This is a genomic window from Shewanella putrefaciens, from assembly GCF_016406305.1.
In the GTDB taxonomy this organism is placed as follows: Bacteria; Pseudomonadota; Gammaproteobacteria; order Enterobacterales; family Shewanellaceae; genus Shewanella; species Shewanella putrefaciens_C.
Window position 1 is genome coordinate 599254 of record NZ_CP066369.1, and the last position, 16270, is coordinate 615523.

The 16270-nt window shown below is 48.9% G+C and carries 13 protein-coding genes; 5 read left to right on the forward strand and 8 right to left on the reverse strand.

Annotated elements, in window-relative coordinates; translation table 11 throughout:
- Positions 1–548: 548 nt before the first annotated feature.
- Positions 549–1766, forward strand: coding sequence for a class I SAM-dependent methyltransferase (locus JFT56_RS02660; RefSeq protein ID WP_198782180.1), 1218 nt, complete (start codon positions 549–551; stop codon positions 1764–1766).
- 29 nt (positions 1767–1795) lie between these two features.
- On the forward strand, positions 1796–2092 hold the full coding sequence (locus JFT56_RS02665) for a cysteine-rich CWC family protein (protein ID WP_198783483.1): 297 nt from the start codon (positions 1796–1798) through the stop codon (positions 2090–2092).
- A gap of 4 nt (positions 2093–2096) precedes the next feature.
- On the opposite strand, the gene JFT56_RS02670 is transcribed toward JFT56_RS02665, so the two are convergent.
- Together JFT56_RS02670 and JFT56_RS02675 are read right to left on the reverse strand one after the other, a co-directional pair.
- A complete protein-coding gene (locus JFT56_RS02670; RefSeq protein ID WP_198782181.1) occupies positions 2097–3209 on the reverse strand; it encodes an energy transducer TonB in 1113 nt (370 codons plus the stop codon).
- A 177-nt stretch (positions 3210–3386) separates the two neighbouring features.
- Positions 3387–4208, reverse strand: a complete 822-nt coding sequence (locus JFT56_RS02675; RefSeq protein ID WP_198782182.1) for a hydratase — start codon at positions 4206–4208, stop codon at positions 3387–3389.
- A 271-nt stretch (positions 4209–4479) separates the two neighbouring features.
- Here JFT56_RS02675 and JFT56_RS02680 point away from each other — a divergent pair, with 271 nt between their 5' ends.
- Positions 4480–5454: a DMT family transporter gene (locus JFT56_RS02680; protein WP_198782183.1), complete on the forward strand. Its 975-nt coding sequence runs from the start codon at positions 4480–4482 to the stop codon at positions 5452–5454.
- Positions 5455–5484: 30 nt separating this feature from the next.
- Complete coding sequence (locus JFT56_RS02685; RefSeq protein WP_198782184.1) at positions 5485–6099, forward strand: HAD family hydrolase; 615 nt, start codon at positions 5485–5487, stop codon at positions 6097–6099.
- A 23-nt stretch (positions 6100–6122) separates the two neighbouring features.
- Here the strand turns inward: JFT56_RS02685 and dkgB are convergent, their stop codons facing one another.
- The gene (dkgB, locus tag JFT56_RS02690; RefSeq protein WP_198782185.1) at positions 6123–6968 is read right to left on the reverse strand and encodes a 2,5-didehydrogluconate reductase DkgB; all 846 of its coding nucleotides are present in this window, start codon (positions 6966–6968) and stop codon (positions 6123–6125) included.
- Between the two features lie 143 nt (positions 6969–7111).
- Positions 7112–7993 carry a LysR family transcriptional regulator gene (locus tag JFT56_RS02695; RefSeq protein ID WP_198782186.1) on the reverse strand — a complete coding sequence of 294 codons (882 nt, stop codon included), beginning with the start codon at positions 7991–7993 and terminating at the stop codon, positions 7112–7114.
- A gap of 178 nt (positions 7994–8171) precedes the next feature.
- Between JFT56_RS02695 and JFT56_RS02700 the strand changes: the two genes are divergently transcribed.
- Positions 8172–9362, forward strand: coding sequence for an MFS transporter (locus JFT56_RS02700; RefSeq protein ID WP_198782187.1), 1191 nt, complete (start codon positions 8172–8174; stop codon positions 9360–9362).
- A 105-nt stretch (positions 9363–9467) separates the two neighbouring features.
- Here the strand turns inward: JFT56_RS02700 and JFT56_RS02705 are convergent, their stop codons facing one another.
- The 4 genes from JFT56_RS02705 to uvrA all read right to left on the reverse strand — a co-directional run bounded on the left by JFT56_RS02705 (position 9468) and on the right by uvrA (position 16097).
- A complete protein-coding gene (locus JFT56_RS02705; RefSeq protein WP_198782188.1) occupies positions 9468–9836 on the reverse strand; it encodes a hypothetical protein in 369 nt (122 codons plus the stop codon).
- A 159-nt stretch (positions 9837–9995) separates the two neighbouring features.
- Positions 9996–11915: a DEAD/DEAH box helicase gene (locus tag JFT56_RS02710; protein ID WP_198782189.1), complete on the reverse strand. Its 1920-nt coding sequence runs from the start codon at positions 11913–11915 to the stop codon at positions 9996–9998.
- Positions 11916–12109: 194 nt separating this feature from the next.
- Positions 12110–13156 (reverse strand): M28 family peptidase, encoded by a 1047-nt coding sequence (locus JFT56_RS02715; RefSeq protein ID WP_198782190.1) that lies wholly within the window; start codon positions 13154–13156, stop codon positions 12110–12112.
- Positions 13157–13226: 70 nt separating this feature from the next.
- Positions 13227–16097, reverse strand: a complete 2871-nt coding sequence (gene uvrA, locus JFT56_RS02720) for an excinuclease ABC subunit UvrA (protein ID WP_198782191.1) — start codon at positions 16095–16097, stop codon at positions 13227–13229.
- Positions 16098–16270: the final 173 nt, after the last annotated feature.

Sequence of the window (16270 nt, forward strand, 5' to 3'; positions counted from 1 at the left end):
TACTGCGGTTATTGGTACTTTAAGAAGTGATAATTACGAGCAGCTCGTTAATGCTTAGGTTTTTCTGAGAGAGGAGTTTTCCGAACTTTATTGCGACATCCATTGTTAAATTGGATAAATACCATAATGACAGCGATGACTATAGTGTCGAGGTATATGGTAAATCACCATGGCTTACCTTTCGAGCATTAGCGCAAATTGTAGGTTCAAAGATAAAAACTAACAGCCAGCAATGGTGATTCGTTAAGTTCCGTTCTTGTTAAGTTCCGAATGAGTGGCCGACTTTGGTTTTAAAAGAAGTGTATCCAGAGAGGTTGGGCGGCAGCTGCTGTAAGCTTTTATAATTGTTAATATTATGTTTGATAGACAGGTACAGGTCTAACCGTTATCTTGTAGCCACCAAGCACAATGTTAGCTAGCAGTACGCAAACCTAGGCTAGTAAATGGTAGCCGCGTTTAACCCTAGAAATGAATGTCGCATCTAAGCTTAAATCCGGTCCAAGGGTTAGCGTAGACCACACAGTATGCAAAATAGAAGGAGAGGCCGAATGGATCCTGTGACTCAAAGTGTGCAGCAGATGTATGAGCAATACCCTTATCCATCGGGGTTACCCAATATGACGGCGGGATTCGATATTCGCCTGCTGCTCAGTTATGTCGAGCAAGGCCCTCGTCATAGTCGGCCATATCATGTCCTTGAGGCCGGTTGTGGTCGGGGACCTGCGGTATTGGCCGCCGCAACATTGCAACCTGAAGTGACCTTTACTGCTATTGATATCAATACTGTGGGCCTTAAAGAGGCTAGCCTCAATGCCGAGCAGCGGGGGCTAAACAATCTCACGTTTCGTCAGGCCGATTTAATGGATCTTACGGATATCACTGTGCCTGAGGGCGGTTTCGATGTGATTCATTCTGCGGGGGTATTGCACCACACGGCGGATCCACAGCTAGGGCTTAATAACTTGGCTGAGATATTGGCTCCCCATGGAGTGATGTCAATCATGCTCTATGGCACCTATGGCAGGCAGGCACTCTATCGATTGATTGATTGCATCGATATTTTAAGTCCCAGACAGACACAGATTTCTGAGCGAATAGTGCCGGGGCGTTTACTGGCCGAGGCCGCAGAAGACAGTCTCTTTAAGAATAATTACTGGTCATCCACTCACCTAAATCGAGATGTCGAGTTTGTCGATACTTGCTTAAATGTCAAAGAGACCAGTTTTGATGTGGCTGGTTTATGGCAGTTTATTGAAAACGCAGGCATGAAGTTTGTCCGCTGGGTCGAGCCCGATGTCTGGTCTGTAGACAAGCGCATTAAAAATCCTGAATTAAGGGCTAGGCTCAAAGCATTAAGTGACTTTGAGCAGTACCAGATAATAGAGCGTCTATTTGAAATACCTAAACTCGAATTTATTCTCTGTAAAAACACCAATCAGCCGCGCGCTCCCATAGCCGCAGCCGCGATTGAGGCTAGCGAATTTGCGGTCAATCCCGAGGTTTCATTTCAGGTCACCAAACGGAATTTAAACAACGCCCAACGTATCGAGTCTGTCACCTATAAGGTGAGGGGGCGTGAAGCCGTTATGGAAACGGATCCTATCCTAGGCGCTGTGCTTCTTCTGCTTAGTGAGCAAAGTAGCCATTTTAGTGGGGCAGATATGCTTAGTGTGCTGGCGCAGCATGGCGCCAGCAGGGAGCATGCCTATGAATTAATAGACAGCTTGCTACAAAAAGAAGTTATCTTCATTCCCCATCGCACTTAAGTGCTATTAACTGTACGAGACAAGGTTTGATGGAGCAAATTTGCCCTTTGTGCCAAGGCGCGAATCAATGTGCGGTGATTCTAGGTAAGGGCATTGAGGATTGTTGGTGCGCGCAGCAAAGCTTTCCACCTTTGGCGGCGTTGCAAGCGCAAACATCAGGTTCGCAGCAAGGAGCATTTAGCCGCATGTTACCGTCTAGCGATGCGTGTATTTGCCAAGCTTGTTTAAGCCAACTTAAGCAGGGGCTTAGTCTGAGCCAACTTGGCGCGCAGGATGAAAAAAGCCCATCGAGTGTGAGCGATGGGCTAGGTTATGAAGTTAAATAATGGATTAATTCTCTATAGTGTAATCCAGCTGCACACTAGTTTGCGCTGCAACGGCTTTACCATTTTCAAACTTAGGTGCGTATCGCCATTTATTGAGAGTCTCAATACTTTCTTTTTCAAATAAAGCGCCGCCCTTAGAGGCAATAATTTCAGGATTTTTCACAAAGCCTTGCTCATCAACGGTAAATTTAAGCTGAACCCAGCCACTTTTACGTTGTTGGACGTAGGACATTGGATAGTTAGGATATTGACGGAAAAGTGGCTTTTGCTCTTGTTCGTCGGTCCAGGGTTGCATACTACCTATGGCAATACAGTGGGCTGTAGCTAATTCTCTTTTACCTTGACGCTCATAGAGTTCCACTAAATAAGCGTGGGCACTCAAGGCATAGGGATGGCTGTAATTAAGTACCTCGAACTGTTTAACCACTTCTTGTAGTAAAGGTTCGGCTTTTTTATCATGTTTTTCCGCAAATTCAACGGCGCCAACAATATAGGTTGCCTTGACTCTGTCTATGGCATTCTCTGGCAAAATCTCTTTATAAATATCATATGCATCAAAGGCATAATTTCTTACACTTCGAGTGTATAGCTCTGTATTGGATAAACGATTAAAAGCGGCCATTTTCACATCGGCGATCAGTTTCTTTTTATCGGATTTTTCTGCGAGATCAATCGCATCAAGCAAATAGCCCTTTGCTGCTTTGGCTTCAACGGCGGTTTGCGCTGCGCCGAGTAAAGGGTCGATAAGCTCGATGGCTTCTTTGCCGTAATGGGCCTTATAGTTGGCGAGTGCAAGTTGGTATAACTCATGTGCCTTAGCCGTTTGTGACAGATTTTGTTCCACAAATGGATTAGGTGCGACCTGCGTTTCTATGGCGCTGGCCCAGTTTAAGGCAAGGTTCGCTAAGTCGACACTGTCTTTGGCATATTGAGTTTCGCCCAGCTGATAAGCATTTTTTGCGCTCGCTTCAATATTAGCAGCATCGCCTTTTTCTACGGCGGCTTGATAGTCGCTATAGGCTTTGGCAAAGCTATTTTCTGAGGCGTGCACATTAAGAGAAGAGCCTAAGGTGAGGGCAAAAAGACAGGCGATGGGCAGCATTTTTCCGTGCGACATTCTATATATCCTTATTATTAACGAGTTTAGATGATACATAGATGTCAGTTATGAAACAAGTTGGCTGGGCTTTTGTTAATGATGCGAAAGGGATGCTAAGCACTTAGATGGAAAACAAGCGAGCCCAGCCGTAACTGGGTCGCTAACTTTATTGGTTTTTATCGTTTAATGACCGGATTATTTGGCAGTAAAAGTCACGTCAAACAGCCCTAGCGCGCCGTATTCAAAATGGCAATTTTGCGCCAGTGGCAGGTCGAGCACGCCCGCATAGGAGCCTGTGATCACATATTGCCCTTGCGTTAGACCAATGCCTTGGGCGGATAAAAAGTTAACTAGCCAGTAGAGCCCAGCTTTGGGGAAACCATTGGGATGAATGGCGGATTTTTGTAGTGTGCCGCTTTGTTGGTGCTCGCCATTGGCAATATCAACGCTGAGTTCAAAACGGCTCGTCTCTAAATCTTCCTGCGGATTAAGTTCTGGCCCTAGCCACAGCCCTTGATTGACTAAGCCATCGGCGAGGGCATCAAAATGGTTTGCTTCGCTTGGGGTGTGGTAGCGACTCTTAATTAACTCGAGTGCAAGGCGAGTCTGACCCAGGGCCGCATCGATTTCCGCTTCGGTATAGGGGGCCGTTCTCGGGGATAAATCGACACCTATCTCGAAGGCGAGTTCGGGTTCGACTCGAGCGAGCCCTTTAGTCGATGGATAGAGTGGGCACTCTGGGGTTTGATGATACACATCTTGTTGATAAATCGGGGCGACAACGGTTTTATCGGCCGTAGGTAATAGGCATTTCCAACCTGCAATAGGGTTGTTATGGGTCGTCTTAAATATTTCAGCCACAGTTTGTTGGATAGCAAATGCCTGCTCAAAGCACTTGGGTCTTAATGTTTCGGCCAGTAAATCCCCCGCCGCGCCAGAGGTGCGTCTTTCGGCTAACGCTTTGGCTGCGTCATTAATAATGGATTGATCTTGTTCAATATTCATTGAGTTAGACATGGTTTATCCTACAAAAATAGCGACTCAAAATGGCCTTAGGGGCGAAGTAGGCTAAATATACCGTTTTGTCTTAAAAATGGCTTTATAAAACTGGCTCTATAAAAACTGAGTTGTAGGCATATCTGCGCTGCGCCTATGCCGAGTGAGTGGTAAATAGGTGTCAGCTAAAGTATCCAATCCATCAAAGGCTTTAATCACCGCCTAGGCTAGATCTTGGCCTTACTCGGTGCCAGAATGGCGATCCTTTCTGCAGTATTACTGGGACTTATCCGTGAACCAGAGCCATAACGGCCACTTGGCAAATAACCATGCTCAACTTGGTCTGCTATTTATTTCTGTTGCCGTGTTATTTTGGGGCATGTTGCCAATCGCCTTAAAACTCTCGGGCGCTTTTATCGACCCTGTGACGCTAACTTGGTTTCGTTTTCTGGTCGCACTAGTGGTCAGCATACTGATCCAATGGAGTGCGGGCAGCCTTAAACAATTTGCGGCACTCGATGCCAAAGTCTGGCTAAGACTTTGTCTTGCTGGATTATTTTTGATGCTTAATTATGTGTCATTCGTTTATTCCCTCGACTATCTTGCCCCTGGTGCCGCCCAGCTTAACTTCCAAACCTCGCCCTTTTTCCTCGCCTTCGGTGGCGTGCTGTTTTTTAAGGAACGGCTTAATGCGGTGCAGCTCAGCTGTTTTGCGACCTTAGCCTTAGGTATGTTGATGTTCTTCCATCCTTATTTGGATTTTTCGGCCGCGAGTAATCATCAGGTTTGGATTGGGGTGATGATTATTCAGTTCTCGGCCCTGTCATGGACTACTTATGCCCTGTTGCAAAAGTCACTATTGAACCGTTTATCCCCCGCCAACGTACTCTTGGTTATTTATGGCCTAGGTATTTTTGCGATGGCGCCCTTTAGCGACTTTAGCCAATTCGCCAAAATGGACAGTTTCGATTGGCAGATAGCCCTGTTTTGCGCCGCCAATACCTTGATCGCCTATGGCTGTTTTGGTCAGTCGATGAAGTACTGGCCGACGGCGCAAGTGAGCGCCATGTTAGCGTTAACGCCGGTATTTAGTTTTAGCGCCACTGCACTGGTGGTGAGCCTTGGATGGTGGCCTGAAGTGTTCCATGCCGATGAATTAGATAGTTTATCTTTGCTGGGGATTGGCGTGATTATTGTGTCTGTGATGGTGGTGCAATTGCTGCCAATGTACCGTAATCGTCAGGCGAAGCGCTTACAGGCTATTTAAAACCGCTATTTTTACCTATGGGAATGGCCAGTGATCACTCGATTAACCAATATCAAACTGAGCGATATTCGTGGTGTGATCTTCGATCTCGACGGCACGCTTGCACATTCCAATCCTGATTTTGCAGGGCTAAGGCGTGAGTTGGGGATTAGTTCTGGCACGGATATCTTGGCCCATGTCGATAGTCTGAGTATCGGTGAAGCACAGGCTCAGGCGCTGGAAATCGTCCATGAGTACGAGAGACAAAGCTCGCTCAATGCCCGTTGGATTGATGGCGCGAGGGAGCTTATCGAATGTCTGCGAGCTAAGTCACTGCCCTTGGCGATTTTGACCCGCAATATGCCGGAGGCGGCAAAGATCACTATCGATAAGCTCGGCATCGATATCGCGCTGGTGCTGACCCGTTACGATGCCGAGCCTAAACCGCATCCCGAAGGTATTCACCTTATTTGCCTGCAGTGGCAGTTAGCGCCCGCAGATATCTTGTATGTGGGCGATTACCTGTTCGATCTGCAAACTGCGCGCAATGCGGGTAGTCACTGCGCCCTCTATTGTCCTGAGGATATCCCCGATTATGCCAAGGGCGCCGATATGCTCGTCACTTGCTACCACAGCTTTATCCAAGCCTGGACAATGGGTGATTAGGCTCTATTCGTCTGTGCTAGAGCTTAGTCCCAGTTTGGGGCAAAGTCTGGATTAGCCACCCTATGATTGCGATCTAACCCGCTGATCGCCTCGATTTCCGCGGCCGATAACCTGAGTTTTGCCGCAGCTAGGTTGCTGCGAACATTCTCACGTTTGGTTGATGAGGGAATCGTAGCGAACCCTTGCTGTCTTAACCAAGCGAGTATGATTTGAGCCGTAGTGACGCCGTGTTTTTTAGCAATCTCAGTAATTAACTCATCTTGTAATACAGCGCCGTAGGCAAAAGGCATGTAGCCCGTGACTAAGATATTGTGCTGCTTACAAAACTCAGTCACTTTGGCGTTAACTAGGTATGGATGCACTTCTACTTGATTAGTGAAAATCCCCCCTTCACCTAATATTTCAATCGCTTGGGATAACTGGGCGTTAGTGAAATTCGATACTCCAATACGGCGGGTGAAACCTTTATCCAGCATGGCTTTTAATGACATGAGATAATCTGCCATAGGCACTTGTTCGCCCTTAAGCGGCCAATGGATTAATAGCAGATCGACATACTGAGTTTGTAGCGCCGTTAAGCTGTCGATAACACTGGCTTCGAAACGGTTTGCGGCTAGGTTTTCTGTCCAGACTTTAGTGGTGATAAAGAGTTCATCACGGGGAATGCCTGAAGCCTTAATCGCTTCGCCAACGGCGGCTTCATTAGCATAAATTTGTGCTGTATCAATATGGCGTGAGCCTTCTTCGAGTGCCATCAATACTGCATCGAATGCCCCTTGGTCTTTGAGTCTAAAGGTGCCAGTGCCGAGCATTGGCATAGGTATAGTCAAAGGGCGAAATGCCGCCGCATCTGTGTGTGCTTGAGTCATAATGTTTCCAATATTAAATGCTTGATGACGCTACTTTCGCCCATCAAGCTTTGCCAATAAAGTCGATAAAGCACAAATCATATTTGCCAATATCACAATAATGCTTGGAGCACTTGACTGATAGCCCATGGAATTGCGCGAGTTTAAAGGCTCAATCTGGGCTGGATAAAATCGATAAAAGCCGAGATCCGCCGCGCAACGGTCGAGGTTTTATAATAGACGGCATTCACTTGCTCCCGCCCCACGTGGGTCACGTGTTCACTTTCAAGCAAGGGGACCAATCGCCCCGCGGCAATATCGTCCTTGACCATAAAGCCCGACAGACAAGCTATGCCATTGCCCGATAAGGTTAATTGGCGCACGGTTTCGCCGTTGCTGGCGCGCACATTAGGCGTGATTTGGTCTATACCTTTTAAGGGCCATTGATTGAGCACTTTCGAACCCGTAAAGCCGATAAGGCAGTGGTGGGTGAGATCGCTACTGTTTTTCGGCAGTCCGCGCTGGGCTAAGTATGTGCTTGAGGCCACGATATACAGCTTACTCTTACCCAGCGGTCTGGCGTGCAGAGTCGAGTCGGTCAGCTTGCCGATACGGATCGCCACATCGGTGCGTTTCTCTATCAAATCGACAAAGCCTTCATTGGAGGTGAGTTCAAGCTCGATATCGGGATAGGCCTGTTTAAATTCTTGTACTAAGGGCACGATTTGATGCAGCACGAAGGGGCTCGCGGCATCGACCCTTAACCGACCTTTAGGGCGTTCACCGCGGCCGATAAGATCCTCTTCGGCCTGCTGCAGGGTTTGTAAACCAATGCGCACCGTATCGACAAATTGTCGTCCCTCGTTAGTGAGTTCGACTCGGCGTGTGGTGCGGTTGAGTAGTGTGACTTGCAGTTGGCTTTCAAGGCGAGTGACCGCCCGCGATACCCGTGCCACTTGAATATCCAGCGCCTCGGCAGCCGCCGAAAACCCTCCTGTATCCACAACTGTGAGTAAAATCTGCAAATCATCGGACCGTGTAAGCACTCAGTCGTCCCCAAGTTTAACTATGATTAACTTCATTTATAGCAAAAATCATTTGTAAGAATCACTCTTTTTAGCAATAACCTTTGCCGCCATGATAGCCCCATCTGAAGTTGAGGCGAGTTTTAGCGTATCAAAAACTCGCCCACTGACCCATTAACTTAACTGGATGGACACTATCATGCCCTTAGCTTTACTCGCATTGACGCTTAGCGCCTTTGCCATTGGAACCACTGAATTTGTCATAGTGGGGTTGATCCCAACTATGGCGCAGGATTTAAATGTCTCACTGCCCTCGGCGGGATTATTGGTGAGTTTGTATGCCCTAGGTGTGGCCATTGGCGCACCTGTGCTGACGGCATTAACGGGTAACTGGAATCGTAAAACCGTGTTGCTGTCGGTGATGTCGCTGTTTGTGGCGGGTAACTTGTTGGCGTGGCAGGCGCCGAGTTATGAAACCTTAATAGCCGCGCGGCTCCTGACGGGACTCGCCCATGGGGTGTTCTTCTCGATTGGCTCGACGATCGCCACTGGCTTAGTCCCCAAAGAAAAAGCTGCGAGCGCGATTGCCATTATGTTTACGGGCTTAACCGTTGCCTTAGTCACCGGCGTACCATTAGGCACGTATATCGGCCAGACCTTTGGTTGGCAATCGACCTTTTTAGCCGTTGCCTTACTTGGGTTTATCGCCTTAGTCGGCAGCGCATTTTTAGTGCCTAATAGCTTAAAGCAAGCTAAGGCGGCGCGAATACTCACTCAAGCTAAAGTGCTGGCCGAGCCGAGATTGCTATTAGTGTTTGCGATTACCGCCGTGGGTTACGGTGGCACTTTTGTGGCGTTCACTTACCTAGCGCCGATTTTGCAGCAAGTTACAGGTTTTGATGCCAGTGCTATTGGCGCCATCATGTTGGTTTATGGTGTCTCTGTGGCCTTTGGTAATATCTGGGGCGGAAAGATGGCCGATAAAATGGGCCCAGTAAAAGCCCTGAGCTATATTTTTGCTGGCCTCGCCGCTGTGTTGTTGCTGTTTAACTTTACCGCGGTCCACCCGATTGCGGCTGTGTTGACTATCTTAGTCTGGGGCGCGTTTGCCTTTGGTAATGTCCCGGGTTTACAGGTTTATGTGGTGAAACTCGCCGAGACCTATGCGCCCGATGCGGTTGATGTGGCTTCGGGTTTGAATATTGCCGCCTTTAACGTAGGTATTGCCTTAGGTGCGTGGGGCGGTGGGATAATAGTAACTAACCTAGGCTTGATGCACACACCTTGGATTGGTGCGCTGGTGGTGTTAAGTGCGCTGCTACTTACCCGTGTGAGTGGCTATTTAGATACCCAATCAAGCCAAGTCGATTGCCCTGTAATCACTCAATAATTAGAAATTTAATTTATTAACAAAATGTTATAAAAGAAAAAATGGCTTTCAATGAAAGCCATTTTACTCTTTTATCTCTAGGTTCGAGCCCAAGTGGTTTTATAGCTATGCCGCATTTTTTGCTCTGAGGGCATCTTGCTTATCTTGTTTGAGCCCTAAGCGTACGCTATCTAATAAGGCTATTAGCCAGCAGAGGATAAAGCCATAGAGCAATTCATTGGCATTGGCGATTGTGGTCTGGGTTTGATGGGTGATTTCGGCAGAAATCACGCCGATATCTAGCGGTAAGATGCCGTTTTGAATATCTAAGGCGATGACTTGCGCCACTTGATAGATCTGCGATAGCAACAGCACAAGACTCACGATAGCTAAGGCAAAAAAGACCAGTGCCGTGCGTTTATGTTTGAGGTAAAAATGGCCGCTGCCGGGGGCGATAAAGGCGGATAACAGTCCGGCGGTGAAGGCTTTTTTCATTGTATTGTGTTTAATGGGTTAAACAGTTAGGGGATTAGACACTAAGCCTTATCCTGAGTAAAGGCAAACAAACCGAGGTCAACAAAGGCAAATTTGAGCCAACAAAAAAGGAGCCTAGGCTCCTTTTTTAGTGTCTAGCTAAGCTAGAAGATCGTCAGATTACTCTTCACGTGGTTTACGTGGCTTACGCTCACCGGCAGGTTTATCTGCGCGAGGTTTGCGATCGGCAAATGGCTTGTCACCAGAGGCAGCGCGAGGCTTACGGTCACCGGCAGGGCGATCACCCATTGGACGATCACCACGTGGTTTGCGGTCACCCGATGGACGCTCTGAACGAGCACCACGGCCTGAGTCAACAAAGACTTGATCGCCAGCTTCGCGGATGTTCAATGGCTTGCCACAAACACGAACTTTCTTCAGGTGCTGCAACACGTCTTTTGGCATGCCGTCTGGCAGATCAACAGTGGTCACTGCATCGTACAGTTGGATCGCGCCAATGTAACGGCTGTCGATGTTAGCTTCGTTCGCGATAGCGCCAACGATATTACCCACACCCACACCATTTTCACGACCTACGTCGATAACATAACGGCACATTTTTAAATCTGGGTTGTCTTTCAACGCTTCAGCTGAGCCTAAGCTGGCTGGCATTGGACGCGGTTCGCGGCTTCTGCGTTCACCACGGTCACCACCACGGTCATTACGATCACTTCCGCGGTCGCTACGTTCAGTGCGCTCACTGCGTTCATCACGAACACGTTCTTGAATTGCTGGCAATTGCAAAGGACGTTCTTGTTGAACTTGCTGCAGTAATGCTGCGGCCAGAAGATCGGTATCAACTTCTAACTGTTGGCATAATTGAGCAACAGCTTCTTTCATAAAATCTAAATCGCCGTTGATGGTTTCAGCCAATTGTTCACCTAAGCGTGACAGACGACGTTCTGCAACTGTCTCTGGGCTTGGGATCTTCATTGGTGAAATGCGGCTGTTGGTTGAGCGCTCGATAGTGCGCAGCATGCGCATTTCACGGCTAGTCACAAACAGAATTGCCATACCAGTACGACCGGCGCGGCCAGTACGGCCAATACGGTGAACATAGGCTTCGGCATCATACGGAATGTCGTAGTTAACGACGTGGCCAATACGCTCAACGTCAAGACCACGGGCCGCAACATCAGTGGCGATCAGAATGTCTAACTTGCCACGTTTAAGTTGCTCAACCGCGCGCTCACGGGCCTGCTGGTTCATATCACCGTGCAGTGGTGATGATGCATAACCGCGGGCTTCGAGTTTCTCGGCTAACTCAACACATGAGTTACGAGTACGTACGAAGATGATAATACCTTCAGTATTTTCAACTTCTAACACGCGAACTAGGGCTTCTAATTTATTGTGTTGTGATACTTGTACGAAACGCTGTTCAATTGACTCAACCGTCGTTTGGCTAGACTCGATACGCACATGCACAGGGCTACGTAAATGCTGGTTAGCAACGCGCTTAATTTGCTCTGGCATAGTGGCAGAGAACAACGCCAGTTGGCGCTCGCTTGGCGTGTGCTCAAGGATCCATTCGATATCATCGATGAAGCCCATTTTTAACATTTCATCGGCTTCATCGAGCACGAGTGCTTTTAATGAGTCGAGTTTCAAGGTACCGCGACGCATATGGTCCATAACACGACCTGGCGTACCAACGATAACCTGTGGACCACGTTTCAGGGCATTCAACTGTTGTTGCATGCTTTGACCACCATAAATAGGCAGTACGTGGAAATTCTTCATAAATTTGGCATAGCTACTGAATGCTTCAGCAACCTGAACCGCTAATTCACGCGTTGGCGCTAATACTAAAATTTGCGGTGTTGTTTGGCTGGTGACTTTGTTTAGTAGCGGCAGCGCGAAGGCGCCAGTTTTACCTGTACCTGTTTGCGCTTGACCTAAAATATCTTTGCCAGCCATAAGGGGATCGATACTGGCTGATTGGATTGGCGTCGGTTTTTCATAACCTAGCTCGTCAAGAGCACGCAACAAATTCTCGGATAGGCCGAGTTCACGGAAAGTTCTTTCATCGGATGACATTGGGTTGTAGCCTTGTGGATGCGCGCGCGAAATGGCGCTAAAGTTTCACAGACAGAAAATCAACCCCGTGTCGATTTCCCGCGAACGACGGATTATAGCAGCATGGACGCCACTTTACCAATCAGAGTCACGCTATTTAACCTGTTTTCTGCATTTTTTTCGCTAAAACAGAGCAAGAAACGCGCCACTTCCTGTTAATTTTTCAAAAAGTCGCCATTTAATCGTATTAATTCAAAGGCCGACTCAGTGACCGCTGCGAGAAAAATAAAGTCCACCGTATCGGCGGTATCTTGGGGAGTGTGATATTGCGGATGGGTCGGCACCCCAAAATACAACCAAGGGATGTTTGCCTTGTGGAAGGGGTAATGATCTGAGGCTCTTAGCCAATCGGTATGTTGGATACTGCGGCCTACAGGCCTTGGGTGGCTGAGTTTGATACACAGGCGATTGTGTGCATTCAGTTGCGGTTTAAAGGCTTGAAATTGATTGAAGTTACGGCTGCCTTCTAGGTAAATGCCGTAGGGGCGTCCGGGGTGGCTTACCATATCCAAATTGAGCATCAATTGAATATTGGCCTCGGGCATACGTGTTTTCAGCTGCTCCACTAGGGCTATGCTGCCATAGAGCCCTGGCTCCTCGGCGTCGGTTGCCACAAACATCAGATTGATATTGGGCAGGGTTATAGCTGCATCTTTTGTTTGTTGCGTTAACTGCGCCTGCCAATATTGGGCGATGGCGAGCATCGCGGCGACCCCAGAGGCATTATCATCGGCGCCGTGGTAAATCTTGCCGCCACTCATCCCCAAATGATCATAGTGGGCCACGATAATTCGCCATGCAGTAGTGGGGCTCTGGGCGGGGGCTATGGCTACCATATTCGCCCCGGTTTCCCGAGTGAATAGCGTTTGGTATTCGAAGGGAATTTCAAAGCGTTCCCCCCAAGGGGTGAGGCCTAGGTCTTTAAATTGCTGATTGAGATAGTCGCGGCTTTTGGCGGCCCCTTGGCTTTGGGTTTTGCGGCCTTCAAATTCAGCGGAGCTTAGTACTCTTACTGTTTGTTCCAATGCCACAGGATTGGCCCAATTGAGGCGAATATCTTGGCGTGAACAGGATTCGGGGGGACGGGTGGCGCAGCCATTTAAGGCGGCAAACAAGCAAATCGCCCAGAGTAGGCGCGGCTCAGCACGCAAGGTGGGTGCGCGCAGGCAAAGGAATGTGAAGGCTAGTGCCAGTTTATCCATCCTTATCCTTATCTATGTTGAATTAACGCCCTGAGTGACCCCTGCGGATCACCTCGGGCGTATCGCATGCTTACTGCTTGGCTGCGTTTGCAAGCTGGGCATCTCGCTCCAGTAGCGGCTTTAGGAAACGCGCCGTGTGGGAGCTTGGGTGCTGGGCAACTTCTTCGGGAGTGCCTGTGGCTAAAATCATCCCGCCGCCACCGCCGCCCTCTGGGCCTAAGTCGATAATCCAGTCCGCAGTTTTGATCACATCCAGATTATGCTCAATCACCACTATAGTATTGCCGTGGGATTTCAGGCGATGTAATACGTCGAGCAGCAGTTGAATATCGGCAAAGTGTAAGCCCGTGGTCGGTTCATCCAAGATATATAAGGTTTTACCCGTATCCCGTTTGGAGAGCTCCTTGGCGAGTTTGACCCTTTGAGCCTCACCGCCCGACAGTGTGGTCGCACTTTGGCCTAACCGCACATAGGACAAACCTACATCCATCAGGGTTTGCAATTTACGGGCAATCGCAGGCACGGCATCGAAAAATTCCCGCGCATCCTCAACCGTCATTTGCAGCACTTCGTGGATGTTTTTACCTTTATAGCGCACTTCTAAGGTTTCGCGGTTATAGCGTTTGCCCTTACAGGCATCGCAGGGCACATACACATCGGGGAGGAAGTGCATTTCAACCTTGATTAAGCCATCACCCTGACATGCCTCGCAGCGTCCACCTTTAACGTTAAAGGAGAAACGGCCGACCTGATAACCACGGGTACGCGACTCTTGGGTGCCGGCAAAAATTTCACGGATCGGGGTGAATATGCCCGTGTAGGTTGCCGGGTTTGAGCGTGGCGTGCGGCCAATCGGGCTCTGGTCGATATCGACGACTTTATCGCACTGATCCATACCGACAATGCGGTCATATGGGGAGGGTTCATCTACGGTCGCGCCGTTCAATTCCCTGTGGGCGATTTTAAAGAAGGTATCGTTGATTAGCGTCGATTTCCCCGAGCCTGACACGCCCGTCACGCAGGTGAATAGGCCAATGGGAATGGTTAAATCCACATTGCGCAGGTTATTGCCGCGGGCGCCAAAGAGTTCGATCACTTGGCTCGCATCGAAGGGGGTGCGGGGGATATCGATGTGAATATTGCGTTTGCCAGAAATATATTGCCCAGTAACTGATTCTTCACAGGCGATAATTTTTTCAATCGGGCCGTCGCAAATCACTTCGCCGCCGTGTACACCAGCGCCGGGGCCGATATCGATCACGTGATCCGCCATGCGGATTGCATCTTCATCGTGCTCGACCACAATCACAGTGTTGCCTAAATCCCGCAGGTGGATAAGCGTCTGCAGCAGACGTTCGTTATCCCTTTGGTGTAGACCAATGGAAGGTTCATCGAGCACATACATTACCCCGACCAATCCCGCGCCAATTTGGCTGGCGAGACGGATACGCTGGGCTTCACCGCCCGAAAGGGTTTCGGCGGAGCGTGACAGGCTTAAATAATTGAGCCCCACATTGACCAAGAAACCTAAACGGTCGCGCACTTCCTTAAGGATTTTTTCGGCAATTTGTGCCTTTTGGCCGCTAAATTCGAGCTTATCGAAATAGTCTAGGGCTTCACCAATCGACCAAGTGGTCAATTTAGGTAGGTTAAGGTCGCCAATAAACACATGGCGCGCTTCTTCTCGCAGACGGGAACCGCCACAGCTTTGACAAGCTTGAGTGTTGATAAACTTGGCTAATTCATCCCGAACCGAGTTGCTTTCTGTCTCACGGTAGCGCCTGTCCATATTGTTGAGAATGCCTTCGAAGGGATGGTTACGCACCACCACATCGCCGCGGTCATTCATATATTTAAAGGCAATACTGTCTTTTCCCGAGCCATAAAGTACGATTTTGCGCACATTATCGCTCAGTTGTTCGAAGGGCACTTCGACGTCAAACTTATAGTGCTCGGCGAGTGAGCTTAGCATCTGGAAGTAATAGAAGTTACGTCTATCCCAGCCGCGAATCGCACCGCCCGCCAGTGACAGTTCAGTGTTGGTAATGACACGTTCCGGGTCGAAAAATTGCTGCACCCCTAAACCATCACAGGTTGGGCAGGCGCCGGCGGGATTGTTAAAGGAGAAAATCCGTGGCTCTAGCTCTGCCATCGAATAACCACAGTGGGGGCAGGCGAAGTTGGCGGAGAAGATCAGTTCCTCCGGCTTAGCTCCATTGTTGGCATCGTCCATACTGGCGACGACCGCAATCCCGCCGGAAAGCTCGAGTGCGGTTTCAAAGGATTCGGCGAGGCGCTGGGCAATATCGTCGCGCACCTTAAAGCGGTCGACTACGACTTCAATGGTGTGTTTTACGTGTAGATCTAAGGTTGGTGGATCGGTTAAATCACAGACTTCCCCATCGATGCGGGCGCGGATATAGCCTTGCGCGGCTAAACCTTCGAGTAATTTAACGTGCTCACCCTTGCGACCATTGACGACCGGAGCTAATAGCATCAAACGGCTGTCTTGGGGCATTTCGAGTACTTTGTCCACCATCTGGCTAACCGTTTGTGCCGCCAGTGGTTGGCCGTGGGTGGGGCAACGCGGCTCACCCACGCGGGCAAATAGCAAGCGCAGGTAGTCGTAGATTTCGGTAATAGTGCCCACGGTTGAGCGTGGGTTATGGGAGGTGGATTTTTGTTCGATGGAGATAGCCGGGCTTAAGCCTTCGATATGGTCGACATCGGGCTTTTCCATCAAACTTAAAAATTGGCGAGCATAGGCTGACAGGGACTCGACATAACGTCGCTGGCCTTCGGCGTATAAAGTATCAAATGCAAGGGAAGATTTGCCTGAACCTGATAACCCTGTGATAACAATCAGTTTATCCCTTGGGATAGTCAGGTTGATATTTTTGAGATTGTGGGTGCGTGCGCCGCGTATTTCAATCTTATCCATCTATCGCTCAAGTCTTATGCTTAAAAAAATGAGCACAAGTATCGCACAGTTCCGCCGCTGAGTTTAGTTGATTCTGTGATCTCACCCCGAGTCCGATAAGCGTTCCTCGGTGCGCCTCAATTGGTGCAAGCTTATCCCAATGGCTTTGCCCTTTGCGCCATGGGCTTTTTGCA

What these genes read in the sequence shown, in the direction of transcription:
- JFT56_RS02700 (WP_198782187.1), top strand. Translation starts at nt 8,172, where the DNA reads ATGCCCTTAGCTTTACTCGCATTGACGCTTAGCGCCTTTGCCATTGGA.
- dkgB (WP_198782185.1), bottom strand. Translation starts at nt 6,968, where the DNA reads ATGACTCAAGCACACACAGATGCGGCGGCATTTCGCCCTTTGACTATA.
- JFT56_RS02660 (WP_198782180.1), top strand. Translation starts at nt 549, where the DNA reads ATGGATCCTGTGACTCAAAGTGTGCAGCAGATGTATGAGCAATACCCT.
- JFT56_RS02710 (WP_198782189.1), bottom strand. Translation starts at nt 11,915, where the DNA reads ATGTCATCCGATGAAAGAACTTTCCGTGAACTCGGCCTATCCGAGAAT.
- JFT56_RS02675 (WP_198782182.1), bottom strand. Translation starts at nt 4,208, where the DNA reads ATGTCTAACTCAATGAATATTGAACAAGATCAATCCATTATTAATGAC.
- JFT56_RS02705 (WP_198782188.1), bottom strand. Translation starts at nt 9,836, where the DNA reads ATGAAAAAAGCCTTCACCGCCGGACTGTTATCCGCCTTTATCGCCCCC.
- JFT56_RS02715 (WP_198782190.1), bottom strand. Translation starts at nt 13,156, where the DNA reads ATGGATAAACTGGCACTAGCCTTCACATTCCTTTGCCTGCGCGCACCC.
- uvrA (WP_198782191.1), bottom strand. Translation starts at nt 16,097, where the DNA reads ATGGATAAGATTGAAATACGCGGCGCACGCACCCACAATCTCAAAAAT.
- JFT56_RS02670 (WP_198782181.1), bottom strand. Translation starts at nt 3,209, where the DNA reads ATGTCGCACGGAAAAATGCTGCCCATCGCCTGTCTTTTTGCCCTCACC.
- JFT56_RS02665 (WP_198783483.1), top strand. Translation starts at nt 1,796, where the DNA reads ATGGAGCAAATTTGCCCTTTGTGCCAAGGCGCGAATCAATGTGCGGTG.